Source organism: Mesorhizobium sp. M1A.T.Ca.IN.004.03.1.1 (assembly GCF_003997555.1).
In the GTDB taxonomy this organism is placed as follows: domain Bacteria; phylum Pseudomonadota; class Alphaproteobacteria; order Rhizobiales; family Rhizobiaceae; genus Mesorhizobium.
On the sequence record NZ_RZTV01000001.1, the window covers coordinates 13,205 to 36,276 of the forward strand.

Here is a 23,072-nt window from a genome sequence, read left to right on the forward strand (position 1 = left end):
TTCCGATTCGGTCTTCCTTATGGCGCAAGCGTGAATCGCCGTTAATGTTGCATTGCACAATTTGCATTGCTGCCATGCACCAATGGCACTTTTAAACCGATATGACCCTGCCTATTTTCCGTTCGTACACAAACGGAATGATCCGAACCAAAGACGAAACGAGCACTACCATGAACCTGATCCGCAACTACCGCAACTGGCGCCGCTACCGGGACACCGTTTCCGAGCTGAGCCGCCTGTCGAACCGTGAACTGACCGACCTCGGCATCAGCCGCAGCGACATCCACTACGTCGCTCGCAAGGCGGTCTAATCCGCTTCGGACCGCGAATGGTCCGAACCAGTTTTTGAGAAGAGCAAGACAATGGACCTGATCCGCAGCTACCGTAACTGGCGCGTTTATCGCGAGACGGTTTCTGAGCTGGGTCGGCTTTCGAACCGCCAGCTCAATGATCTCGGCATCGTTCGCGACGAGATCAAGATGATCGCCCGCAAGGCGGTTTGACAAGGAATCTCGCCAGGGTCGACCTCTTCCCCGACCCTGACGGATACGGTCAGCCTTTACCTCCTCCCGAAGGTTGACCACCGAAACGGCGCCCGCCGGACCTCCTCCCCCGGCGGGCGTTGTTCTCCGAAAGGATCCGCCCCTTCAATTGGCGGAAGGAATTTCGTCAAAGCCGACCTCCTCCCCGGCAATGACGAATATGGTCGATCTTCACCTCCTCCCGAGGATCGACCCCCAAAACGACACCCGCCGGACCTCCTCCCCCGGCGGGTGTTGTTGTTTTGGAGGTAGTCGGCCCGTCGAGGCCGGCAATTGCATTCGCCGCGCCAAGCGACTATCTCGGCGCTCATGAGCAAAGATCCCGTTCACGTCATCGGCGGCGGCCTCGCCGGCTCCGAAGCCGCATGGCAGATCGCAGAAGCCGGCGTGCCGGTCGTGCTGCACGAGATGCGCCCGGTGCGCGGCACCGACGCGCACAAGACCGACGGGCTCGCCGAGCTCGTCTGCTCCAACTCGTTCCGCTCGGACGACGCCGAGACCAATGCGGTTGGATTGCTCCATGCCGAAATGCGGCTCGCCGGCTCGCTGATCATGAGCGCCGGCGACGCCCACCAGGTCCCGGCCGGCGGCGCTTTAGCCGTCGACCGCGACGGTTTTTCCGAGGCAGTAACCGCAAAAATCGAAGCGCATCCGCTGATTGCCATCCAGCGCGAGGAAGTGCCTGGACTTCCGCCGGCGGATTGGGACCAGGCGATCATCGCCACCGGTCCGCTGACCGCACCTTCGCTTGCGCAGTCGATTGCCGAAGCAACCGGCGCCGATGCGCTCGCCTTTTTCGACGCCATCGCGCCGATCGTGCATTTCGACACCATCGACATGAACACCTGCTGGTACCAGTCGCGCTACGACAAAGTTGGCCCCGGCGGCACCGGCAAGGACTACATCAACTGCCCGATGGACAAGGAGCAATATCTCGCCTTCGTGGCGGCGTTGCTGGAGGGCCAAAAGACCGAGTTCAAGCAGTGGGAAGGCACGCCCTATTTCGACGGCTGCCTTCCGATCGAGGTGATGGCCGAGCGCGGCGTCGAGACGCTGCGCTACGGGCCGATGAAGCCGATGGGGCTGACCAACGTCCACAATCCGTCGGTCAAAGCCTATGCAGTGGTGCAGCTTCGCCAGGACAATGCGCTGGGCACGCTCTACAACATGGTCGGTTTCCAGACCAAGCTGAAGCATGCCGAGCAGGTCCGCATCTTCCGCACCATTCCCGGACTGGAGAATGCCGAATTCGCCCGCCTCGGCGGCCTGCACCGCAACACTTATATCAACTCGCCGACGCTGCTCGATCCGTCGCTGCAGCTGAAGTCGCGCCCCGGCCTGCGTTTTGCCGGCCAGATCACCGGTTGCGAAGGCTATGTCGAAAGCGCCGCGATCGGCCTGCTCGCCGGCCGCTTCGCCGCGGCCGAACGGCTCGGCCGGGCGGCCTCACTGCCGCCGTCGACCACGGCCTTCGGCGCGCTGCTCAACCATATTACCGGCGGCCACATCGTCTCCGACGACGAGCCGGGCAAGCGCTCCTTCCAGCCGATGAACGTCAATTTCGGCCTGTTCCCGCCGGTCGAGGCTCCAAAGTCCGAAGGCAAGCGCCTGCGCGGCAAGGACAAGACCGTTGCCAAGCGCCGCGCGATCACGGCGCGCGCATTGGCCGATTGTCGCGTGTGGCTGGGCCTGCCTTCGCAGGCGCAGGCAGCGGAATAGCTACTCCGCCGGCTCGGCACTCGCCGCCGGCAATCCCGGCTTTCCTGCTTCGGACGGATTCCTCCGCACATAGGCCGCCTTCAACGTCTCCGACGTATCGCGCGAGCCGTCATGGCTCCAGCCTGGCGGCCGGATCAGATAGCTGAGACGCTGGCCGAGCGTCAGTCCCGGCATCATCGCATCCTTGAACATGCCGATCCATTCATGGAAGGCGACCTTCAGCGGGTTGAAGGTGCCGATGTTCTTGACAATGCCGTAGCGCGGCCGGTCCTCGTCCAGTTCCGCAACGAAAGTGCCGAACATGCGGTCCCAGATGATCAGCGTGCCGGCATAGTTGGCGTCCAGATAGCGCGGATTGGTGGCGTGGTGGACGCGGTGGTGCGAGGGCGTGTTGAAGACGAATTCGAACCAGCCCCACATCTTGCCGATCGTTTCGGTGTGGATCCAGAACTGCCAGACGAGGTTGAAGCCGAAGACGAACGCAATGACGGCCGGATGGAAGCCGAGCAGCACCAGCGGCGCCTGCAGCACGAACATGAAGGTGAAGAGACCGGTCCAGCTTTGCCGGAGCGCCGTCGAGAGATTGTAATGCTGGCTGGAATGATGGTTGACGTGCTCGGCCCAAACCCAGCGCACCCGATGCGCGATGCGGTGGTAGACATAGTAACGCACATCATCGAGCAGGAAGGCGGCGACAAACACCCAGATCGACAGGCCGAGATTGAAGAAACGGAACTGCCAGAGCCACAGCAGCGCCCAGTAGGATACGACACCGAGCAGCAGGCCGGCGACGACATTGCCCGTCCCCATCATCAGGCTGGCCAGCGTGTCGCGCGTCTCGAACGATCCCTTGGCGCGGCCGGTGCGTACCAGCCAGAGCTCGATCAGGATCGCCGTGACGAAGAACGGGATGGCAAGCTGGGTGACCTGCGGGAAATTGTAATCGTCCATCACGCCGCCTCTCGGATCTGATCGTGCCTCAGCAGCACCGCCGCCACGGTCAGCGCGTCTGCCTCGTCGGCGAGGGCAAACCGCCCGCCTTTCCAGGTGAAATCATCCATTTTCAGCGACAAGACATTACCTTCCCGCACCAGGGCGAGCACATCCCGCGGCGTGACGATGCGGGTTAGGAAACAGTCGCCGATGCTCTGGACGATGCCGCAGCGCTGCGGGTCGAGTTCCAGGATGGCGGCTTGCCTGTCCGATGTCAGCCTGACCGCCCCAGGCTTTTCGTCTGGAAAGTCTTCGGCAAAACGTGCGAGCGCGTGTTCAGCCCCGGCAAGCGTCGCGGTCGCCGTACCGCCGGTGAAATGCACGGCCGCCACCGACAGCGCGATGCCGAACACGACAAGGACGACCAAAACTGGCAGGCTCATGGAAAGGCGGTCCTCCGGTGGCTCGCATTTCTCTGATGCGAGTCCACGCGCAGAACCCCTAGCATGGTTAACGTTTACGTCAAAGGGGCGTCCAGCCATGCATGGCATGACGCAAGAGCAGCCAGTGCCGGCGCAAGGTTGAGAGGGTCGAAGTGCCCCCGAGTGGAGACCGACCCGGCTTTTCCATCCTGTCGAGATAGGCATGTGTGAGCGCCAGCGGCAGGAAGGCGGGGCGCAGCGACGCGGGGAGAGCCGACGCGCCCTTCTCGAAAGCGCCGAGATGCTCTCGCGCCAGCGCGATCATCGCCCCGACCGCGCGCTCCGCGGCAGCATCGCCGTCGCCCTTGACGAACTCTTCCGGCGAGGTGCCGGCGGCTGCCAGGATATCGGAGGGGATAAAGCACTGTCCACGGCGACGGTGCAGCGGCAACAAAAGCAGCAAGCCGGTGATGGCCTGCGCGCAGCCCGCCCTGCCCGCCAGTTCGGCAAAGCGTGGCGCGGCATTCGGATCGAGCACCATGGCCGCAAGCTGGATGATCGCCGCGGCCGTCTCGCCGCAATAACCCTCAAGGTCGGTCCGCGACGGCATCGGATCGTTGTAGAGATCGAAGATACGCGCTTCGAGCATGTTCTCGAAAGCGGCCTTCGGCAGATGGTTGGCGGCGATCGCCGCCCTCAGCGCGTCGGCGGTCGGATGACCTGTCTCCGCCTCGCCCTCGGCCAAGAGGACATCGCGCCACCATTGCAGCCGGACCTCGCCCGGCAGCGGCTCGTGGATGCGGTCGCGAACGCCGGCGACCTCGGCATTGAAGGCATAGAGCGCAAGCAACGCGTCACGCCTGTCGGCGGGCGCGTAGAGCGCGGACAGATAGCGATCATGGTCTGCGGCACGCACCGCATCCATGACCATGTTGGGCATGCCGGCCATCAATCGACGGCGATCAGCGCTGCGGCCACGGCACGGTCCTCGGCCAGCAGCACGTTGTAGGTGCGCACGGCCGCGCCCGTCGACATCGGGTCGGCCGAAATGCCGGCCTCTTTCAGCGCGGAGCGGAGTGCAGCCGGCAGCGGCCGCAGATCCTTGCCGGTGCCGACCAGCAGGATTTCTACCTTGTCGGCCTGGGCGAACAGCTTGTCGAAGTCCGAAGCTTTTAGCGCCAGCGGATCGGCCGGCTCCCAGCCATGGATACCGGACGGCAGGCACAGCAGCGAGCCTCGATGCGACATGTCGGCAAAGCGGAACCCGCCATTGCCATAGGCCTCGACCGGCGCCCTGCCCGGGAAATGCGCCTCTCGGATGACGATGCCTTTGGCCATGGGGCTAGAGCATGATGCCGAAAAGGGTGGAGCGGTTTTCGGACGACATTATGCTCTATCTCTTTGATTTAGAGCGGATTCAGATCTCAGTTCGACTCGACCTGAGATCATCCGGCTCTGACGGCTTCAGGTCGCCACGGCCTTGCCGTTCGCCGGCTTGGTCTCTTCGGCGGCTGCGGCCTGCGGCCTGAGCTTGAAGAGGATCAGCAGCGGCGCGGCGATGAAGATCGACGAATAGGTGCCGAACACCACGCCGAACAGCATCGCCAGCGTGAAGGAGCGGATCACCTCGCCGCCGAACAGCACCAGTGCCAAAAGCGCAAGGATGGTGGTCACCGAGGTCAGCGTGGTTCTGGACAGCGTCTCGTTGATGGCGTTGTTCAACAGTTGCGGCAACGGCATCTTCTTGTATTTTCTTAAGTCTTCGCGGACGCGGTCATAGACGACGATGGTGTCGTTGAGTGAGTAGCCGATGATGGTCAGGATCGCCGCGAGCGACGACTGGTTGAATTCCAGTCCGGTTATGACGAAGAAGCCGATGGTCATCACCACATCGTGCACCGTGGCGATGATGGCGCCGACGGCGAACTGCCACTCGAAGCGGAACCACACATAGAGCAGGATGCCGACCAGCGCGATGAGCATGGCGATCGTGCCTTGCTTGGCGAGCTCGCCGGAGACCGTCGGTCCGACCACCTCCACGCGGCGGAAGTCATACTGGTCCTGCAGTTCGCCGCGCACCTTGTCGATGACGGTCTGCTCGGCATTCTCGCCGGCGTCCTGCGTGCCGACGCGGATCAGAACGTCGTTCGGCGCGCCGAACTGCTGTACCTGGATCTCGCCGATGTTGAGCTCGGAGAGCCTGTTGCGGATGTCACCGAGATCGGCGTCGCCCTGCTTGGACTGCACCTCGATCATCGAGCCGCCCTTGAAGTCGATGCCGTAATTGATGTCGATGGTGAGGAACCCGACAACTGACAGGATCGACAAGATGCTGGACAAAGCGAACGTCCAGCGGCGGATACCCATGAACGGGATCCTGGTGCCGGGCGGAATGAAGGTGACCGGCGCGCGCGGCAATTCCTTCGGACGGGCGCGGCGCAGCCAGATCGACACCAGCATGCGGGTGAAGGTGAAGGCGGTGAAAACGGTGGTCAGAATGCCGATCGCATAGGTGATGGCGAAACCCTTGACCGGTCCTGTGCCCAGCCAGAACAGCACCACGGTGGCAATCAGCGACGTGACATTGGAGTCGACGATCGTTGCCAGCGCCTTGGCGAAGCCGGTGTCGATCGACTGGATCACCGAGCGGCCAAGTCGCCGCTCCTCTCGAATGCGTTCATAGATCAGAACGTTGGAGTCCACCGCCATGCCGATGGTGAGCACGATGCCGGCGATGCCGGGCAAAGTGAGCGTGGCGCCCAGCAGCGACAGCAGCGCAACGATCATCGCCACGTGGACGGCCAGCGCGATGTTGGCGAGGAAGCCGAGGAAGCCGTATGCGACGAACATGAAGGCGACGACGAGGATCGAACCGATCACGCCCGCCACCTTGCCGGCATGGATGGAATCCTGGCCGAGGCCTGGACCGACCGTTCGCTCTTCGATGACCGTCAGCGTTGCCGGCAGCGCGCCGGCGCGCAGCAGCACGGCAAGGTCATTGGCGCTCTGCGGGGTGAAATTGCCGGAAATCTGCCCGGTACCGCCCAGGATCGGCTCACGGATCTGCGGCGCCGAAATCACCTGGTTGTCGAGGACGATGGCGAACAGCTTGCCGACATTCTGCGCCGTCGCCTGGCCGAACCGTGTCGCTCCCTTGGAATCGAAACGGAACGAAACCACCGGCTCGTTGGTCTGCGAATTGTAGGTCGCCTGCGCGTCGACCAGATTTTCGCCGGAAACGATGACGCGGTTTTCGATGAGATACGGGACCGGCGGATCGTCTTGCGAGTAGAGGACGGAAGAGCCTGCGGGCGGACGGCCCTTCAGCGCATCCTGCACAGGCATCGACTGGTCGACCATCTGGAAGGTCAGCTTGGCGGTCTGCCCGAGGATCTCCTTCAGCCGCTGCGGATCCTGCAGGCCCGGCACCTGGACAAGGATGCGGTCGTCGCCCTGCCGCTGCACGATCGGCTCGGTCGTGCCGAGCTCGTTGACGCGCCGCTCGACCACTTCGATCGACTGCGACAGAGCCGTCGACGTGCGGTATTTCAGGCCGGCGTCGGTGACCGTGAATTTGAGCAGGCCGGGCTCGGAGTCATCCAGCGACATTTCCTGGATGGAGCCGCCGCTGAACAGTCCCGCCGCCACCGGATCGGTCAGCGGTTTCAGGACCTTCTTGGCCTGGTCGAGTTGAGCCTGGTCCGTGATGCGAACCTGCACGGTGCGGCCGGAACCGGAAAGGCCGGTGTAGTTGATCTTGGGATTGGCCTCGCGCAGCAGCGTCCTGATCTCGTCGCGCGTCGTCTCCATCCTATCCTTGATCAGATCGTTCTGATTCATTTCAAGCAGGATGTGCGAGCCGCCCTGAAGGTCGAGGCCGAGCGTCATCTGCCGCTTCGGCACCCAGCTCGGCAGTTGCGCCAGCATGCTTGCCGGAAACAGGTTGGGCGCGGCGAGGACCACTGTCACGGCCACGGCCAGCCAGATCAGGATCATCTTCAGGCGCGAGAAATAAAGCATTAGTTCTTATCCGTTCAGGCGTACAAGCGGCAGCGTTCCGCCATCGAGGTGGTGATTACTTCTTGGCGTTCTGGTTCGCCACCGGCTCGCCCTTGACGCGCACGTCGGAGATCGTCGAGCGCAGCGCCGTCACCTTGGTCCCGCCGCCAAGGTCGATCTCCAGTTCATTGTCGTCGATCACCTTGGTCACCTTGCCGACGAAACCGCCGCCGGTCACCACCGTATCGCCGCGGCGCACTGCGGCCAGCATTTCCTGGCGCTTCTTCAACTGCGTGCGCTGCGGCCTGATGATCAGAAAATACATGATCACGAAAATCAGGACAAACGGCAAAATGCTGATGAACATATCGGGCGAGGTGCCGACGCCTTGGGCGTATGCCGGTGTGACGAACATCAAGAAACTCCTGGATGGTGAAATACCGCCGGGACGGCCCCGCGAAATTTTGGCCGGAATATAGTCGGTAAAGTTGCCAATGCAACTGCGCGACCCGCCGAATCCGTTGCTTTTCCAGCCGTTTGGCGCGTGCTAGAGCGTCGCAGCCGGAAGCCGGTTGGAGCCGGCCGAAAAGATCGTGCTACAACAGAAGCTTGCAGTTGGTTCTTGGTGCGCAGCCGCGGATCCGTTTCACGTTCCGTGATTGCCAAGTTAAAAAGACCGGAAATGACCGATAGCCTGGATGCCCTGAACAAAAAGCTCGACCGCCTGATCGACGCGGTCTCCCGTCTCGCCCCGCCACCGGTTCCCGAGACCGACCTCGGCGTGGCCGATTGCTTCGTCTGGCAGGCCGATCCCGGCTACCTGGAGCCGGTCCACAAGGTCAATCGCGTCGACATCGGCCTGATCCGCGGCGTCGACCGGGTCCGCGACATCCTGCTCGACAACACCGAGCGCTTCGCGTCCGGCTTCGCCGCCAACAATGTGCTGCTCTGGGGCGCGCGCGGCATGGGCAAGTCGTCGCTGGTCAAGGCCGTGCACGCCAAGGTCAATGCCTCGGACAAGCTCGACCGGCCGCTGAAGCTGATCGAGATCCATCGCGAGGACATCGACACCCTGCCCAAGCTGATGAGCCTTTTGAAGGCGGCGCCCTACCACTTCATCCTGTTTTGCGACGATCTTTCCTTCGACCATGACGACACTTCCTACAAGTCGCTCAAGGCAGCGCTCGAAGGCGGCGTCGAGGGCCGCCCGGCCAATGTCATGTTCTACGCCACGTCGAACCGGCGCCATCTGTTGCCGCGCGATATGATCGACAATGAGCGCTCGACCGCGATCAACCCGTCGGAAGCGGTGGAGGAAAAAGTCTCGCTCTCCGACCGCTTCGGCCTGTGGCTCGGCTTCCACAAATGCTCGCAGGACGAATATCTCGACATGATCGACGGCTATGTCCGTTACCATGCCCTCGCGATTGATCCCGAGACGTTGCGCGCGGAAGCCTTGGAATGGGCAACGACGCGCGGCAGCCGCTCCGGCCGCGTCGCCTGGCAGTTCACCCAGGATCTTGCCGGACGGCTCGGCAAGCCGCTCAAGGACTGATAGCCCATATCACCGGCTGCACTGAAAAAGCCCGCTCCTGGCGGAGCGGGCTGAAGCCGGCGGGCCGGACTGGAGGTCAGGCGGCCCGCAATTTGTTCTTGTTCTATTCGAGATAGCCGCTCGGATCGACCGGGGCAGAGTTCTTGCGCACCTCGAAGTGCAGCTTCGGCGAGTCCGTGGTGCCGCTCATGCCGGACAGCGCGATCTCCTGGCCGCGCTTGACCTTCTGGCCGCGCTGCACCTCGATCGAGCTGGCGTGGCCGTAGACGGTGACCAGGCCGTTCTCGTGGCGCACCAGCACCGTGTTGCCGAACTCCTTGAGGCCGTCGCCGGCATAGATGACGACACCGTTTTCGGCCGCCTTGATCGGCGTCCCTTCCGGCACCGCGATGTCGACGCCGTCCTTGCCGGAGCCGAAGCCGGAGATGACGCGGCCGCGCACCGGCCAGCGCATCTTGCCGATGCCGGTCGCATCCGGCGCCACTGCATCGTCGTCCTCGGCCTGCTGGATGACCTTGGCGTCCTTCTTCGGCGGCGTGTAGGAGGCGAGCGTCTCCGACGGTGTGGTCTTTGCCGGCGGCTGCGTGGTTGCCGTCGTCACCGGATCGACGGTCGGCTTGGTCGCGACAGGCTTCGCGGCAGCGACGGCAACGGTGCCGCCGGCCGGAACCTTGAGCGTCTGGCCGATCTTCAAGAGGCCGTCCTTCATGCCGTTGGCCTGCTTGAGCGCCGTGACGTCGACGCCGGTCTTGCGGGCGATCGAAGACAGGGAATCGCCCTGCTGAACGGTGTAGGTACCGCCGGCGCCGGCCGGCTTTGCCTCGGCCATCTGGGCGGGCGTGGCGCTCTTCGAACCGCTGGCCGCCGCCGATGCATCGACCTGCGCGGCGGATTTGCCGTCCTTGAGTTTTGGCTGCTGCGGCAGCACGGCAACCTTCTCCGGCGCGCCGGCGGGCTGCTTCGGTGTGTTGGCGGGCTTGGTGCTGTCGGCAACCTTCGGCCCGCCCTTGCTCGAATAGGCATAGGCCGGAATGACGATCTTCTGGCCGGTTCTGATGCCCTTGTTGGCATCGAGCCCGTTGACCTTGATGATCGCATCGGCCGGCACATGATATTGGCGGGCCAGACCGGAAATCGTCTCGCCTTCCCTCACCACGATCTCGGTCGCGTGCGGCGCCGCGCTTGCGTTGCGCACCGCGTCGGGCTCGGCGGTCTTGAACGGCTTCGCGGCCGGGGCGACTGTGTTGGTGGCCGTCCTGTCCAGATGAGGCGCGGCGGGGGCCGGCGCGAGTGCCGGGGCCGAGGCGGTGCGCATCGGCTTGGCGGCGGCCGGCGCCGAGGGCGGCGGCAATTGCTGGGACGTCACCGGCTCGAGACTGGAGCGGCTCACGGACTGGGTGTGACTGCCGTCGACAGGCGCCGGCGCGACCGTATCGCCCGGATAGGGCTGGTCGACATTCTGCTTGTTGATGATGGCGCGCTGATTGTTGGTGGACGATGTGAACACGTCGTCGACACCATTGAAGCGCATCGCCTGGGAGCTGCAGCCTGCCGCGGCACCGGCGATCATCAGGACGGCGCAGCCGCGCGCCAGATTGCGTCCGTTTGCCTTCAAACCATTGAATTGCATCGCACTAACCCGCACAGACCCGGTACAAACTGGTCATGATTAAAGCGCGTTAATGTTACTGGCCGGTTAACCCATTAGAATCCGCCGAAAATTTTCTTAAAACATTTTTCGACAGGCGCGACCAAGTCCGGACAGATCGTGCCGGCCGAGACGAGACGGACGTCTCGGGAACCGGCGAATCGCACGAAATGAGACCGGGCGAGCAGCGGCACCACCCTCACACGACCACGCCTTCGCTTGGTTTGGCTTGCTGACCGCCCAAGTCGGGTACAGCGTCGACAACGCCCTCTTCTACGTCAAGGGAGGCGCGGCCGTGACTCACGACCGTTTCGATGTTCTCTTTTCACCCGACACGACCGCCGGCGAGACAGACGATCAGGCCCGCTGGGGCGGTGCCTTGGGTGCCGGTCTTGAATATGGCTTTGCCCCGAATTGGTCACTCGCGATCGAATACGATCACCTGTTCATGCCCGACAAGACCACCACCTTCACGGTCGTTGGCGCGCGCGGGGGGCCCCTTCAGCACCGAGCGCATCGATCAGGATGTCGATCTCGTTGGTTTGCACCTGAACTACCGCTGCGGTGGCTGACTGGAGTGATGGTCGCAGCCGCGTTCGACGCGGTTAGCCGTCGATCGCAGGGCTGGCGCGCTAGATCACCGCAGCAACGCTGCGCAGGACCGGCTGCAGCCTCACGATGCCGATGTCCTCGCGCTCGAAACGGCTGCCGACCTTGGTGAGCTTGGCCAGCACCTGCTCGCCCTCCTCCGGGCCGATCGGCGCGATGACGACGCCACCGCTCGACAATTGATCGAGCAGGAAGCGCGGCAGGCTGTCGAAGGCCGCCCAGGCGATGATGCGGTCGAACGGCCCTTCGTTGGGCAGGCCGTTGGAGCCGTCGGCCTGGCGTACGATGACATTGCTGATGCCGAGCGCCTCGAATCGCTGCTTTGCCTGCTCGGTCAAGGTCTTGTAGCGGTCGACGCTGACGACGCGCGCGGCAAGCCTGGACATCACGGCTGCCGTATAGCCGGACCCGGTGCCGATCTCGAGCACGCGGTTGCCCGGCTCGATGGCCAAAGCCGCAACCACCGCCGCCTGCAGGTCCGCGCCCTCGATCGCCTCGCCGCATTCGATCGGCAGCATGCCTTCCGACCAGGCCATCGAATGGAACTGCGCGGATAGGAAGCCGCGCCGCGGAGTCGCCTCGAAAGCAGCGACCAGTGCCTTCGGCGCCGTGCCCCTGCCGCGCAGCCGCAGCAGGAAAGCGGCGAAACCTTCACGGTCGTCGATAGCCATGGTCATGACAGCGCCTTGGTCAGCTGGTCGCGGAGTTCATGGGCGGTCAGGTCGAGCTGCAGCGGCGTCACCGACACCAGCCGGTTACGCAACGCGTAAAGATCGGTGCCCTTTTTGCCTTCGACCGGCTCTCGGCCGAAGCGCAGCCAGTAATAAGGCAGACCGCGGCCGTCGCGGCGCTCGTCGACCCAAAGACTGTGCACGAGCTTTCCCTGCGCGGTCACGACCGTGCCCTCGATTTCGTCGGGTGCGCAGTTCGGGAAGTTGACGTTGAGCAGCACACCTTCCGGCAGCGGCGTTGCGATCAGCTTTTCGAGCAGCGCCGGTGCCAGCGCTTCGGTCGTCTCGTAAGGGACGACGCGGTCCTCGCCGAGATAGGAATAGGCCTGGCTGACCGCGATCGAACGGATACCGAGCAGCGCCCCCTCCATGGCGCCGGCCACCGTGCCCGAATAAGTAACGTCGTCGGCGATGTTGGCGCCGGAGTTGACCCCCGAAAGGATGAGGTCAGGCGGCCCGGGGAGGATCTTTTTCGTGCCCATGATGACGCAGTCGGTCGGCGTGCCGCGCACGGCGAAATGCTTCTCGCCGACCTTCCTCAGCCTGAGCGGTTCCGAAATCGAAAGCGAATGCGCGTAGCCGGACTGGTCCTGCTCGGGCGCCACCACCCAGACATCATCCGAGAGCGTTCGGGCGATGCGTTCGAGCGACGCAAGGCCTTCGGCGTGGATCCCGTCATCATTGGTCAGCAGGATGCGCATGAACTCATTTCGATTCGATCTTGGCGAGACCACCCATGTAAGGCCGCAGCACTTCAGGAATGGTTACGCTGCCGTCCTCATTCTGGTAGTTTTCGACCACGGCGATGAGAGCACGGCCGACCGCGGTGCCGGAGCCGTTCAACGTGTGCACGAAGCGGTTGCCCTTGCCGTCCTTGTCCTTGTAGCGGGCATCCATGCGCCTCGCCTGGAAGTCGCCGCAGACGGAGCAGGACGAGATTTCGCGATAGGCGTTCTGGCCCGGCAGCCAGACCTCGATGTCGTAGGTCTTGCGTGCGCCAAAGCCCATGTCGCCGGTGCAGAGCGTCACCGTGCGGAACGGCAGGCCGAGCCGCTTCAGCACCTCCTCGGCGCATTGCGTCATGCGCTCATGCTCGGCGAGCGAGCTTTCCTGGTCGGTGATCGACACCAGCTCGACCTTGTAGAACTGGTGCTGGCGCAGCATGCCGCGCGTGTCGCGGCCGGCCGAGCCCGCTTCCGAGCGGAAGCACGGCGTCAGCGCCGTGTAGCGCAGCGGCAGCTTCTCATGCGGCGTGATCTCCTCGCGCACCAGGTTGGTGAGCGGCACTTCCGCCGTAGGGATCAGGCCCAGCCGTCCGTCCCCATGCGGGGTGAAGAACAGGTCCAGTTCGAATTTCGGCAGCTGGTTGGTGCCGAAGAGAACCTCGTCGCGCACCATCAGCGGCGGCTGGATCTCCTCATAGCCGTGCTCTGTCGTGTGCAGGTCGATCATGAACTGGCCGAGCGCGCGCTCCATGCGCGCCAGTTGGCTCTTCAGCACCGTGAAGCGCGAGCCGGACAGCTTCGCCGCACGCTCGAAGTCCATCATGCCGAGCGCTTCGCCGATCTCGAAATGCTCCTTCACCCAGTTCGGGCGGGTCGGCACATCGCCGACGACGCGCTTGACAACATTGTCGTGCTCGTCCTTGCCGACCGGCACGTCGTCGAGCGGCACGTTGGGCAGGACCGCCAGCGCGTCGTTCAGCGCCTGGTCGAGCTCGCGCTCGCGCGCCTCGCCGTTCTGGATGAACGCCTTGATCTCGCCGACCTCGGCCTTGAGCTTTTCAGCAAGCGCGGCCTCGCCCGAGCGCATGGCATTGCCGATCTCCTTCGAAGCGGCATTGCGGCGCTCCTGCTTGACCTGCAATTCGCTGAGATGGGTGCGGCGCTCCTCGTCCCTGGCGATCAGATCCTCGACGGCGGACTGGGCGTCTTCAGCCGACCACGAGCGCTTCACCAGCGCTTCGATAAGGGCGTTCGGGTTGTCGCGAATCCATTTGATGTCAAGCATGGCTTTCCGTCCTCGAGTAAGGTTCGAGGGCGTAAACCGCATCCCTGATCGATGCAAGACAGCAGCAGCCGGCAGCCGTGTTTTTCAGGCCTGGGACCAGGTTTTAGCGCTAGGTTGACGGCGCGTCCGGCGTCTTTCCGGCGACAGCGCTGCCTGCCTCTTCCTGCCTGTCGCGCGCCAGCCGGTCGCGCTCCCGGCTGCGCTCGATCAGGCGCGAAGTGAAGATCGCGACCTCGTAGAGCACGATGGTCGGAAGAGCGAGGCCGATCTGGCTCATCGGATCGGGCGGGGTCAGCACCGCGGCGACGACGAAGGCAATGACGATCGCCCATTTGCGCTTCTCGGCCAGCGCTTGCGACGACAGAAGGCCGACGCGCGTCAGCAGGCTGGTCACCACCGGCAGCTGGAACACCAAGCCGAAGGAGAAGATCAGCGTCATGATCAGGCTGAGATATTCCGACACTTTCGGCAGCAAGGAGATCTGCACCTGGTCGTTGGTGCCGACCTGCTGCATGGCGAGGAAGAACCACATCACCATCGGGGTGAAGAAGAAATAGACCAGCGAGGCGCCCATCAGGAACAGGATGGGCGACGCAATCAGGAACGGCAGGAAGGCGCTGCGTTCGTTCTTGTAGAGACCCGGCGCGATGAATTTATAGATCTGCGTGGCGATCAGCGGGAAAGCGATGACCATGCCGCCGAACATGGCGAGCTTCACCTGGGTGAAGAAGAACTCCTGCGGCGCCGTGTAGATCAGCTCGACCTTGTGCGGGTCGAGCCCAGCCCATTGCGTCGCCCATTTGAACGGGACGACCAGAAGGTTGAACAGGCGCTTGGCGAAGAAGAAGCAGGCGAGGAAGGCGATGAAGAAGCCGCCCAGCGACCAGATCAGCCGCCGGCGCAGCTCGACAAGGTGCTCGATCAGCGGCGCCGAGGATTTCTCGATCTCTTCCCTCTCCTTGTCCGAGACGCTCACTTGGCGGCTCCTGCCGTCTTCTTGGCATCGGCGGCCTTTTTCACGGCCGGCTTCTTCGCCGCGGGGTTGGCCTCAACCTTGGGTGCCGCTTCCTTAGCAGGCGCTGCGGCCTTTGCCGCCGCCGGCGCAGATTTTGCCGGGACTTTAGGCGCCGGAGCCTTGGCCGATGCCGCTTTCGCCGCTGCACCGGCGGCTTTCGTCTTCGACGCGGCCACTTTTTTCGCCGGCTGGGCGGACCCGGCGGTCTCCGCAATGGGCGTGGTCACGGAGGCCTCATTCAAGGCCGGGGAGATCGGCGCAGCTGGCGAGGACATCGGCACAGCCGGGGCGACGTCGGTTCCGTTGATGCCCGGGATCTCCGTCGCGCCGTTCTTCAGCGGCTCGGCAGGCTGCGGGGTCGTTGCATCCGAGGGCGCCTGATCGGAAGCCGGCTTGGGCTTCATCATCGTATCGACGCCGGCCCGAACGTCGGCCGCCGCCTGCTCGAACGGATTGAGCTGCTTGCGGATTTCGTTCATCGGGCTGAGCCCACGAAGGCTGTCGACCGAGTCCTTGACATCGTCAAGCTCGGCTTCCTTCAGGGCGTCGTTGAACTGCTTCTGGAAGTCGCCCGCCATGGCGCGCAATTTGGCCGCGGTGCGGCCAAACGTGCGCAGCATGTTGGGCAAATCCTTCGGCCCGACGACCACGATCATGACGACCGCGATCACCAGCAGCTCGCTCCAGCCGACTTCGAACATGGCAATCTATTCCAACGAGAGCCTGTCGCCCAAAAACACGAAAGGGTTCTGGGACAACGACATGCTCAAAGCAACAACCGGACTCAGCTCTTGCTGACCTTTTCCTTGCCCGGCGATACGGTCTCGTCGGCGCGGTGCTCGACGGTCCGCTTGTCGTCGGTATCGTCCTCAGCCATGCCCTTCTTGAAGCTCTTGATGCCCTTGGCCATGTCGCCCATCAGCTCCGGCAGCTTGCCGCGGCCGAACAGGAGCAGCACGATGACCAGAACGATCAGCCAGTGCCATATCGATAGTGAACCCATAACAATCTCTCTCGAATGTTTTCCCTCGGCGATGATCTATGCGTTTTCGCTCGGGGATTCAAACACAACCGCAATGAAGTTGGTAAAATGGCTAGCGGATGTCACGCACTTTCGGCGTGAGCGCCTTGCTACGAATCCGCGCAGCCCCTGCTAATAAACCATTCGTATCGGTTTCGCACTCACTCTTCGGTGACGCGCGGCGTGAGCAATCCGAGCTCCTCGAGGTCGATATCGGTCAGCGCATCCTCGTCCTCGGCCAGCGCGTCCGGATCGGCCGGTGGCACCGGCATCGAGAAATTGGACGGCATGCGCGTCGAAAGCAATCCGGCGCCCTTCAGCTCTTCCATGCCGGGCAGGTCGCGGATCTCCTCCAGCGCGAAGTGATCGAGGAAAGCGTCGGTCGTGCCGTAGGTCACGGGACGGCCGGGCGTGCGGCGGCGGCCGCGCATCCTGACCCACTCCGTCTCCAGCAGCGTGTCCAGCGTGCCCTTCGAGGTCTCGACCCCCCTGATATCCTCGATCTCGGCGCGGGTGACCGGCTGGTGATAGGCGATGATCGCCAGAACTTCGAGCGCCGCGCGCGAGAGCTTTCTCTGCTGGACCGAGTCCCGGCTCATCAGGAAAGCCAGGTCGCCGGCGGTGCGGAACGCCCAGGCGTCGCCGACCCGCACCAGGTTGACCCCCCGCTTGGCGTAGATTTCCTGCAGATCGGCCATTGCGGCCGCAATGTTGACGCCCTCGGGCAGGCGCGCCGCCAGTTGCCTGTCACTGACCGGCTCGGCGCTGGCGAAGATGATCGCCTCGGCCATGCGGACTGCTTCCGACAATTGCAGCCGCTCGGCGGGGTTCTCGATAGAACCCTGCTCGGCCATCTCGGCTTCCGGTTCGACCTCGACCTTGAACGGGATGACCGAAGCGTTGGCGCGTTCACTCATGATGCCACCTCGACTGCCTTGACCCCTCGTGCGCGGCCGCGCAGATAGATCGGCGCGAAGACCTGATCCTGCCGCAGATCCAGCTTGCCCTCGCGCACCATTTCGAGTGTCGCGGCGAACGAACTGGCGATTGCCGTGCGCCTTTCTTCCGGCGCGGCCAGATATTGGATCAGGAAGCTGTCGAGCGCCGTCCAGTCGCCAATCGTTCCAACCAGCCGTGCCAGCACGTCGCGTGCGTCCTTCAGCGACCATACGGCGCGCCTGGCGATCGTCACGTTGCTGATCGCCTGCCGCTGGCGCTGCTGCGCATAGGCGGTCAGCAGATCGTAGAGCGAGGCCGAATAGGCATTGCGCTTCTCGACGATCACCATTTCCGGCATGCCGCGCGCGAAGACGTCGCGGCCGAGCCGGTTGCGGTTGACCAGCCGCGCAGCGGCATCACGCATCGCCTCCAGCCGCTTCAGCCGGAACTGCAGCACCGCTGCCAGTTCCTCGCCGCTCTCGCCCTCTTCGCCCGGCTGTTTCGGGATCAACAGCTTCGACTTGAGGAAGGCAAGCCATGCCGCCATGACCAGATAGTCGGCCGCGAGTTCCAATCTCAGCGCCCTCACCTTCTCGATGAAGGCCAGATATTGCTCGGCGAGCGCCAGGATCGAGATGCGGGCGAGATCGACCTTCTGGTTGCGCGCCAGATGCAGCAGAAGATCGAGCGGGCCCTCGAAGCCGGCGACATCGACCACCAGCGACGGGTCGCTGGTCAGACGTGACTCGTCGTTCTCGGCCCACAGACGGTCCATCGGTGCGGCCTTCGCGGCCTTGCTGTCCAATGTTTCCGCCACTTGCCTTGCTTTCCCTTCGGTTCAGGCCACCGCGTCGAAATAGGTGGCGAATTCCGCGCGTATGGTGCTTTCGTCCGCGACGTCGCGGTCCTTTATATAGGCCAGCGCCCGCTCCGCTCTCGCCAAGGACTTGCCTTCGAGCATCGTCGTACGCGACGCGATCCCCGACATTTCCTCGAAAACGCCGTTGCAGTGAAGGACGAGATCGCAGCCCGCCGCAAGGATCGAGGCCGCCTTTGTCGGGAAATCCCCAGAAAGTGCCTTCATCGAGGTGTCGTCGCTCATCAGGAGCCCGTCGAAGCCGATCTCGCCACGGATCACCTCGTTGACGACCTTGGCCGAGGTCGTCGCCGGATTGTCCGGGTCGATCGCGCTGTAGACGACATGCGCCGTCATCGCCATCGGCAGGTGGTTGAGCGCCTTGAACGGGGCGAAATCATGTTGCCGCAACTCGGCGAGGGGCGTGTCGACCGTCGGCAGCGCGAAATGCGTATCGGCAAAGGCGCGGCCGTGGCCGGGAATATGCTTCATGACCGGCAGGACGCCACCCGACATCAGGCCCTCGGCCGAAGCCCGGCCAAGCTCGATCACGGCATTTGGTTCCATACCATAGGCGCGCGCGCCGATGACATCGCTGGCGCCCGCAATGGGCACGTCGAGCACCGGCAGGCAGTCGGCGGTGATGCCGTGGCGCAGCAGATCGAAGGCGTGAAGCCGCGCGAGCAGCCACGCGGCACGGCGGCCGGCCTCGCGATCCTCGCGCCAAAGCGCGCCGAGCGCTCCGCCTGCAGGATAGTTCGGCGCCAGCGGCGGTCGCAGGCGCTGCACCCTGCCGCCCTCCTGGTCGATGAAGACCGGGGCATCCGGGCGTCCGACGCTCTCGCGCATCGAGGCGACCAGGTCGCGGATCTGCTCGGTCTCGCCGACATTGCGCGCGAACAGGATGAAGCCCCAAGGACGTTCGTCGCCGTAGAAGCGGATTTCATCTTCAGTGAGGGATTTCCCGGCGCAGCCGAGGATCATGGATTTTGATTCGGTCATGGATCGAAGCTTAGAGCAATTCCAGGAAAAGTGTGTAACGGTTTTGCGTCCGGAATTCCGTAAAAACAAGGAGTTATGCGGGTTCGGTGATTCTGCCGGCGCTGAACCGCTCTAAGATTTTGCGAACCAAAGGGGAATCACCCCTGACCGGTGCCGCATGAATGACGACAGCCGTCCACAACGAAAAAGCCGGCGCGGCCTCGCGGCGACGCCGGCGCTGAACGGTGGTAAATGATCAGCGCGACACGAAGCAGGTGCCGCCGGCCGCCTTGTAGTTGGTGCACAGATTGATCGCGTCGTTGCGCGACTGGGCCGGGACCCGGACTCGGTAGAAAGTGCCCTTGCCGGCGATCTGCGCCTTGACGATGTTGGCTGTGCGTCCGGCGAGCACACTTCCGTAACGGCGCTGCAGGTCCTGGTAGGTGGACTGGGCGCTTTCAACCGTCGGCTGCGAAGCGATCTGCATCGACCACGAGCCGCCGCCTGCCGCCGCCGGATCGATGGAGGCGACCTGGTCGGGCTTGACCTCGCCGACGATATCGACCGGCTGATCGGACGGACGCGGCGGCGCCACCGGCACCTTCGCCGGCGTGTTGGCGGACTGGACCCTGGCTTCGGTCTTCGCCGCGGCGGCTGGCTTCACCGCGGCGGCAGCGCTTTGGTCATCACCGCCCTGGTCGGCAGCCTGATCGGTTGCCGGCGTGACGGCGCCTGTCGGCTGGGCATCGCCCTGCCCGGCGGAAGCGACGTGCTGCGGCGTCGGATCGGTCGGTTCGGTTGCCGCGACCTGCGGCGCGGGAGCCGGATCCTCGCGCGGAACCAGCGAGCCGTCAGGCTTCACCATCATGGTCTTCACCTTGCGCGGCGCCACGGCGACGACATCGTTGTTGGTCCCCTTGTCTGCCTCCTGCAGAACCTGGGCGATGCGGTCTTCCGATTTCGGCGCCGGAGCGGCCTGCTGTGGGGTTGCGGGGGCGGCGGCCTGGGCGTCAGCCGGCGCTGCTGCGTCCGGTGCGGGCGCTGCGGCCTCCGGTGCCGGCGCTGCGGCTTCCGGAGCCGGCGCTGCTTCGGCCGGTGCCGGCGCGGCTGCGGCCGGAGCTGCTGTGTCCGGAACCGGCGCTGCCGCGGCCGCATTGCCGGCTGAGTTGGTGCCAGGCGCGGCGTCGGCGTCGTCAGGCGAAAGGTCGACGATCCGGCTCTGCGCCGGTTCTTTCGACGCCACGTCGATAGGTTCCTCGGTGTTGGTCACCAGTTTCTGCTGCGCCGGTTCGGCGGGCTTGGCCGCCCCACCCTTGGCCACGGCGTCATAGACTTTGTTGTCCTGGTTCGGCACCACGGTGCCGCCCGGGTTTTGCGGCTTGACCTTGATCGGCGAATTGTCCGCCTTCACGATCACGGGCGCTTCGCTGCCGCCCTTGCCGCCAAAGGAGAAGGCGAGAGCGCCGAGACCGCCCGCGACCACAACGGCGCCGACGAGCGCGGCAAGCATCATGCCACGGCTTCGCGGCTTCGCGGCTTCGCGCTCGGCAAAGCCGGGCACAGTCATCGCTTCGTCGAGCTCAGGATCGTAGTCAAGTTCGTCGACGGCGAAGTCGTCCGCCTGCGAGACCGGCCGGCTGCCGGGCAAATCGTCTGCATCGAATTGGCTTGCAGCTGCGGCATAGGACAGGGTCGCCGGTGCAGCGGCCGTCTCGGCCCGCAACTCGCGGCGGTCGTAGCCGGTCTTGAGTCCGGCATTGTGGGAGTCGTCCTCATAGCCCCGGCTCTGCACAGGCGCCTGAGCGATCTCGGTTGCGTTCATCTCGCTAAGCAGACCGGCAAACTCGGCATCGAGATCGTCATAGGCGGGCGCCGCAGGCTGATCCTCCTCGAAGCTGAGCTCCGGAATGTCGAGGTCGTCGGCCAACGCCACCACGCGCTCCGGCACGTCGACCGTCTCGACATCGGGCATTTCCTCCTGCTGGCGAGACTGCGGCGTCGCGGCTGGCTTGGCGTAAGCGGAATAGTCCCTCGCCGGCTCCTCACGATAGGCAGGCGCCGACATCTGCGGCGCCGGGGCCGGCGTGGCGTAACCGGCATAGTCCTTCGCCGGCTCCTCACGATCGGCAGGCGCCGACATCTGCGGCGCCGGGGCCGGCGTGGCGTAACCGGCATAGTCCTTCGCCGGCTCCGCACGATAGGCAGGCGTCGGCATCTGCGGCGCCGGCTTGGCGTATGCGGAATAATCCTTCACCGGTTCGTAGGCAGGGGCCGCGGTTTGCGGCGCCGTAGCCGCAGGCTGCGTGGCATAAGAGGCGTGCACCGGCGCTGCGACCGGGGTCACGCGGCTCCACGACTTTGGCGGCTCGGCAGGCGCGACAGGCGCGTCCATCTCGATGCCCTTGGCGAAGGCGGCGTCGAAAGCCTCGTCATCGAAATCTATGCTGGGTTCGGCATCCTGTTCGGAAGCCGCGCCTTCGAAGCCCTGCCGGTCGAGTTCGCCGGCGAGCAGCCTATCGAGATCGGCATCGGCGGACTGGGCGATCTGCGTGCCGTAGGCGGGCTCGTTGCGTGCGTCGAGGTCCCAATCGAGCTCATCGCCCACGCCAGCCTTCTGGTCGGTGTCGCCAGCCGGCTGAACGACCGACCGCGGTGCCGATGCGGCGGCCGGAACAGGAGCAACCGGGACCGGCGCAACCGGAATTGGCCGCGCCGTCATGGCGCCAAGCAGCGCATTGAGTTCGTCTTCCAGGCTGCGCTCGCCTGCGGCCGGCTTAGCCGGGTCGACTGCCGCAACCGGCGGAACCGGTGCCGATGCAGAAGGAGCAGGCTCGGCAAATGGCGGCTCCGCCGCGGCGACGGCCTCGGCAGCCGGCGGTTCCGGATCCCCGAACGGCACGTTGTCGAAATTGAGTTCGAAATCGTCTCCGAAGACCTCCTCGGCCGCGGCCTCGTGACCGGCGACCGGTTCAGGATCGACAGCCGGACCTTCCGGCTCCTCGGCAAGCGCGTCACGGAAGCTGAGCTCGAAATCGTCTTCGAAGACCTGATCGGCTACAGCTCCGTGATCGGGTTGGGGATCGAAGGCGGGCTCGGGATCGGCGGCGAAATGCTCGGCCTCAACAGGCGCCTCGAGAGCCGGCGATGGCTCGTCATCGACCGACAGTTCCTGCTCCAGGATCAGGTGCTGCGGCTGATCGATATCCATGACGATATCAGCCGTCGCCTGCTCAAATTGGGCCTGATCAGATTGGGCCTGATCGAAATGGGCCTGATCAACTGCGGCCCGAACGAATTCGGCCTGATCGGACCCACTCTCGTAGTCTTCAGCGGCGATCGGCTGGTCGACAGCGGCGTGAGCCTCGATCGGCTGCACGTCGGCGCCTTCGGGCTCAATATCACGGTCATCGAAGGCCAACTCGTCCTCGAGCGACATCTGGACCGCAGTGTCGAAATCGGCGTCGAACGCCGTCTCGTCCGCAGGCTCAAGGACAGCAGGCTCGACAGCCGCAGGCTCGGCGGCCGCGGCGGCGCTCTCGTCCGTGTCAGGCTGGTCGTCGATCCAGAAGCCCTCATCCAGCGAGGCCGCCATTTCCTGGTCGACGGAAAGCTCGTCCTGCACGGGCGAGACTTCCAACGAACGCGCGACCGCCTTCTCGAAATCATCGTCGTATGCCGTGTCCGCGGCCGGCTCCGGCGCTGGGGGCGTGGCAACAGCGGGCGTGGCAAAATGGGCGTGATCCGCCGCATCGTCGAAGACGAAATCCCGTTCGAGAGAAGCGGCGAGCTCGTCGTCGCTGAGAGTGGCAGCCCAGTAAGCCGGCGCAGCCTGGGCAGCCTGCTGCGCCACCGGCTCGCTTTCCTCGGCAATGTCGAAGTCGCCCATCAGCTCCTTTTCGAGGTCGATGTCGAAGTCGGCCCCATCGGCAGCCTGGTTCGCGGGCGCAGCCTTTGCGGCCGCCGGCGACTGCGGCCTGACCGGTTGACGCGGATCGAAACCCATGATGCGGGTCAGTTCGGCGAACGGATCGTCGTCGGCGATATGATTGCTTGCGGCTACTTTCAGCTGGGTTCTGTCTGCCATTATTGTTC

Annotated in this window: 21 protein-coding genes; 4 read left to right on the forward strand and 17 right to left on the reverse strand. The window is 64.3% G+C overall.

The features are described 5' to 3' along the window. Nucleotides 1-170 precede the first annotated feature (170 nt). The 3 genes from EOD29_RS00080 to trmFO all read left to right on the forward strand — a co-directional run bounded on the left by EOD29_RS00080 (nt 171) and on the right by trmFO (nt 2,261). Entirely contained in the window at nt 171-311 is a 141-nt protein-coding gene (locus EOD29_RS00080; RefSeq protein WP_006335194.1) for a DUF1127 domain-containing protein, read from the forward strand. Between the two features lie 51 nt (nt 312-362). Beyond that, the gene (locus tag EOD29_RS00085; protein ID WP_127245636.1) at nt 363-503 is read left to right on the forward strand and encodes a DUF1127 domain-containing protein; all 141 of its coding nucleotides are present in this window, start codon (nt 363-365) and stop codon (nt 501-503) included. 348 nt (nt 504-851) lie between these two features. Next, nucleotides 852-2,261, forward strand: coding sequence for a methylenetetrahydrofolate--tRNA-(uracil(54)-C(5))-methyltransferase (FADH(2)-oxidizing) TrmFO (trmFO, locus tag EOD29_RS00090; RefSeq protein WP_127245637.1), 1,410 nt, complete (start codon nt 852-854; stop codon nt 2,259-2,261). Here trmFO and EOD29_RS00095 read toward each other — a convergent pair whose 3' ends face one another. From EOD29_RS00095 to yajC, 6 genes are all read right to left on the reverse strand, one after another. Further along, complete coding sequence (locus EOD29_RS00095; protein WP_206520441.1) at nt 2,262-3,212, reverse strand: sterol desaturase family protein; 951 nt, start codon at nt 3,210-3,212, stop codon at nt 2,262-2,264. After that, nucleotides 3,212-3,637, reverse strand: coding sequence for a hypothetical protein (locus EOD29_RS00100; RefSeq protein WP_067329583.1), 426 nt, complete (start codon nt 3,635-3,637; stop codon nt 3,212-3,214). Before EOD29_RS00100 ends, EOD29_RS00095 begins: the two co-directional genes overlap by 1 nt. 79 nt (nt 3,638-3,716) lie before the next feature. Beyond that, a complete protein-coding gene (locus EOD29_RS00105) occupies nt 3,717-4,556 on the reverse strand; it encodes a phytoene/squalene synthase family protein (RefSeq protein ID WP_245322445.1) in 840 nt (279 codons plus the stop codon). A gap of 8 nt (nt 4,557-4,564) precedes the next feature. Next, entirely contained in the window at nt 4,565-4,954 is a 390-nt protein-coding gene (locus tag EOD29_RS00110) for an Mth938-like domain-containing protein (RefSeq protein ID WP_067329577.1), read from the reverse strand. Between the two features lie 126 nt (nt 4,955-5,080). Further along, nucleotides 5,081-7,636, reverse strand: a complete 2,556-nt coding sequence (secDF, locus tag EOD29_RS00115; RefSeq protein ID WP_095801856.1) for a protein translocase subunit SecDF — start codon at nt 7,634-7,636, stop codon at nt 5,081-5,083. Nucleotides 7,637-7,691: 55 nt separating this feature from the next. Beyond that, nucleotides 7,692-8,030, reverse strand: coding sequence for a preprotein translocase subunit YajC (gene yajC / locus EOD29_RS00120; protein ID WP_067000009.1), 339 nt, complete (start codon nt 8,028-8,030; stop codon nt 7,692-7,694). A 267-nt stretch (nt 8,031-8,297) separates the two neighbouring features. On the opposite strand from yajC, the gene EOD29_RS00125 reads away from it, so the two are divergent. Then, nucleotides 8,298-9,170 carry an ATP-binding protein gene (locus EOD29_RS00125; RefSeq protein WP_127245639.1) on the forward strand — a complete coding sequence of 291 codons (873 nt, stop codon included), beginning with the start codon at nt 8,298-8,300 and terminating at the stop codon, nt 9,168-9,170. A gap of 103 nt (nt 9,171-9,273) precedes the next feature. On the opposite strand, the gene EOD29_RS00130 is transcribed toward EOD29_RS00125, so the two are convergent. The 11 genes from EOD29_RS00130 to EOD29_RS00185 all read right to left on the reverse strand — a co-directional run bounded on the left by EOD29_RS00130 (nt 9,274) and on the right by EOD29_RS00185 (nt 23,064). Further along, nucleotides 9,274-10,800 carry a LysM peptidoglycan-binding domain-containing M23 family metallopeptidase gene (locus tag EOD29_RS00130; protein ID WP_127245640.1) on the reverse strand — a complete coding sequence of 509 codons (1,527 nt, stop codon included), beginning with the start codon at nt 10,798-10,800 and terminating at the stop codon, nt 9,274-9,276. A gap of 650 nt (nt 10,801-11,450) precedes the next feature. Next, nucleotides 11,451-12,104 carry a protein-L-isoaspartate(D-aspartate) O-methyltransferase gene (locus EOD29_RS00140; protein ID WP_127245641.1) on the reverse strand — a complete coding sequence of 218 codons (654 nt, stop codon included), beginning with the start codon at nt 12,102-12,104 and terminating at the stop codon, nt 11,451-11,453. Continuing rightward, on the reverse strand, nt 12,101-12,859 hold the full coding sequence (gene surE, locus EOD29_RS00145) for a 5'/3'-nucleotidase SurE (RefSeq protein WP_067329562.1): 759 nt from the start codon (nt 12,857-12,859) through the stop codon (nt 12,101-12,103). Before surE ends, EOD29_RS00140 begins: the two co-directional genes overlap by 4 nt. A gap of 4 nt (nt 12,860-12,863) precedes the next feature. Continuing rightward, nucleotides 12,864-14,168, reverse strand: coding sequence for a serine--tRNA ligase (serS, locus tag EOD29_RS00150; RefSeq protein ID WP_127245642.1), 1,305 nt, complete (start codon nt 14,166-14,168; stop codon nt 12,864-12,866). A 109-nt stretch (nt 14,169-14,277) separates the two neighbouring features. After that, nucleotides 14,278-15,144 (reverse strand): twin-arginine translocase subunit TatC, encoded by an 867-nt coding sequence (gene tatC / locus EOD29_RS00155; RefSeq protein ID WP_095778424.1) that lies wholly within the window; start codon nt 15,142-15,144, stop codon nt 14,278-14,280. Beyond that, nucleotides 15,141-15,884, reverse strand: coding sequence for a Sec-independent protein translocase protein TatB (gene tatB / locus EOD29_RS00160; RefSeq protein WP_095825611.1), 744 nt, complete (start codon nt 15,882-15,884; stop codon nt 15,141-15,143). Before tatB ends, tatC begins: the two co-directional genes overlap by 4 nt. An 83-nt stretch (nt 15,885-15,967) precedes the next feature. Further along, complete coding sequence (locus EOD29_RS00165) at nt 15,968-16,186, reverse strand: twin-arginine translocase TatA/TatE family subunit (RefSeq protein WP_066999984.1); 219 nt, start codon at nt 16,184-16,186, stop codon at nt 15,968-15,970. Nucleotides 16,187-16,365: 179 nt separating this feature from the next. After that, complete coding sequence (scpB, locus tag EOD29_RS00170) at nt 16,366-17,121, reverse strand: SMC-Scp complex subunit ScpB (RefSeq protein ID WP_067329549.1); 756 nt, start codon at nt 17,119-17,121, stop codon at nt 16,366-16,368. Then, nucleotides 17,118-17,918, reverse strand: a complete 801-nt coding sequence (locus EOD29_RS00175; protein ID WP_067329546.1) for a ScpA family protein — start codon at nt 17,916-17,918, stop codon at nt 17,118-17,120. Before EOD29_RS00175 ends, scpB begins: the two co-directional genes overlap by 4 nt. Nucleotides 17,919-17,981: 63 nt before the next feature. Beyond that, nucleotides 17,982-19,001: a beta-N-acetylhexosaminidase gene (nagZ, locus tag EOD29_RS00180; protein WP_127245643.1), complete on the reverse strand. Its 1,020-nt coding sequence runs from the start codon at nt 18,999-19,001 to the stop codon at nt 17,982-17,984. A 235-nt stretch (nt 19,002-19,236) separates the two neighbouring features. Beyond that, nucleotides 19,237-23,064 (reverse strand): SPOR domain-containing protein, encoded by a 3,828-nt coding sequence (locus EOD29_RS00185; protein WP_127245644.1) that lies wholly within the window; start codon nt 23,062-23,064, stop codon nt 19,237-19,239. Nucleotides 23,065-23,072: the final 8 nt, after the last annotated feature.

Bases quoted from the DNA above. Each gene is read 5' to 3' on its own strand.
- EOD29_RS00140 (WP_127245641.1), bottom strand. From the start codon at position 12,104: ATGACCATGGCTATCGACGACCGTGAAGGTTTCGCCGCTTTCCTGCTG.
- EOD29_RS00175 (WP_067329546.1), bottom strand. From the start codon at position 17,918: ATGGACCGTCTGTGGGCCGAGAACGACGAGTCACGTCTGACCAGCGAC.
- EOD29_RS00185 (WP_127245644.1), bottom strand. From the start codon at position 23,064: ATGGCAGACAGAACCCAGCTGAAAGTAGCCGCAAGCAATCATATCGCC.
- secDF (WP_095801856.1), bottom strand. From the start codon at position 7,636: ATGCTTTATTTCTCGCGCCTGAAGATGATCCTGATCTGGCTGGCCGTG.
- tatB (WP_095825611.1), bottom strand. From the start codon at position 15,884: ATGTTCGAAGTCGGCTGGAGCGAGCTGCTGGTGATCGCGGTCGTCATG.
- trmFO (WP_127245637.1), top strand. From the start codon at position 852: ATGAGCAAAGATCCCGTTCACGTCATCGGCGGCGGCCTCGCCGGCTCC.
- EOD29_RS00110 (WP_067329577.1), bottom strand. From the start codon at position 4,954: ATGGCCAAAGGCATCGTCATCCGAGAGGCGCATTTCCCGGGCAGGGCG.
- serS (WP_127245642.1), bottom strand. From the start codon at position 14,168: ATGCTTGACATCAAATGGATTCGCGACAACCCGAACGCCCTTATCGAA.
- surE (WP_067329562.1), bottom strand. From the start codon at position 12,859: ATGCGCATCCTGCTGACCAATGATGACGGGATCCACGCCGAAGGCCTT.
- yajC (WP_067000009.1), bottom strand. From the start codon at position 8,030: ATGTTCGTCACACCGGCATACGCCCAAGGCGTCGGCACCTCGCCCGAT.
- scpB (WP_067329549.1), bottom strand. From the start codon at position 17,121: ATGAGTGAACGCGCCAACGCTTCGGTCATCCCGTTCAAGGTCGAGGTC.
- EOD29_RS00130 (WP_127245640.1), bottom strand. From the start codon at position 10,800: ATGCAATTCAATGGTTTGAAGGCAAACGGACGCAATCTGGCGCGCGGC.
- nagZ (WP_127245643.1), bottom strand. From the start codon at position 19,001: ATGACCGAATCAAAATCCATGATCCTCGGCTGCGCCGGGAAATCCCTC.
- EOD29_RS00100 (WP_067329583.1), bottom strand. From the start codon at position 3,637: ATGAGCCTGCCAGTTTTGGTCGTCCTTGTCGTGTTCGGCATCGCGCTG.
- EOD29_RS00165 (WP_066999984.1), bottom strand. From the start codon at position 16,186: ATGGGTTCACTATCGATATGGCACTGGCTGATCGTTCTGGTCATCGTG.
- EOD29_RS00125 (WP_127245639.1), top strand. From the start codon at position 8,298: ATGACCGATAGCCTGGATGCCCTGAACAAAAAGCTCGACCGCCTGATC.
- EOD29_RS00105 (WP_245322445.1), bottom strand. From the start codon at position 4,556: ATGCCCAACATGGTCATGGATGCGGTGCGTGCCGCAGACCATGATCGC.
- EOD29_RS00085 (WP_127245636.1), top strand. From the start codon at position 363: ATGGACCTGATCCGCAGCTACCGTAACTGGCGCGTTTATCGCGAGACG.
- EOD29_RS00080 (WP_006335194.1), top strand. From the start codon at position 171: ATGAACCTGATCCGCAACTACCGCAACTGGCGCCGCTACCGGGACACC.
- EOD29_RS00095 (WP_206520441.1), bottom strand. From the start codon at position 3,212: ATGGACGATTACAATTTCCCGCAGGTCACCCAGCTTGCCATCCCGTTC.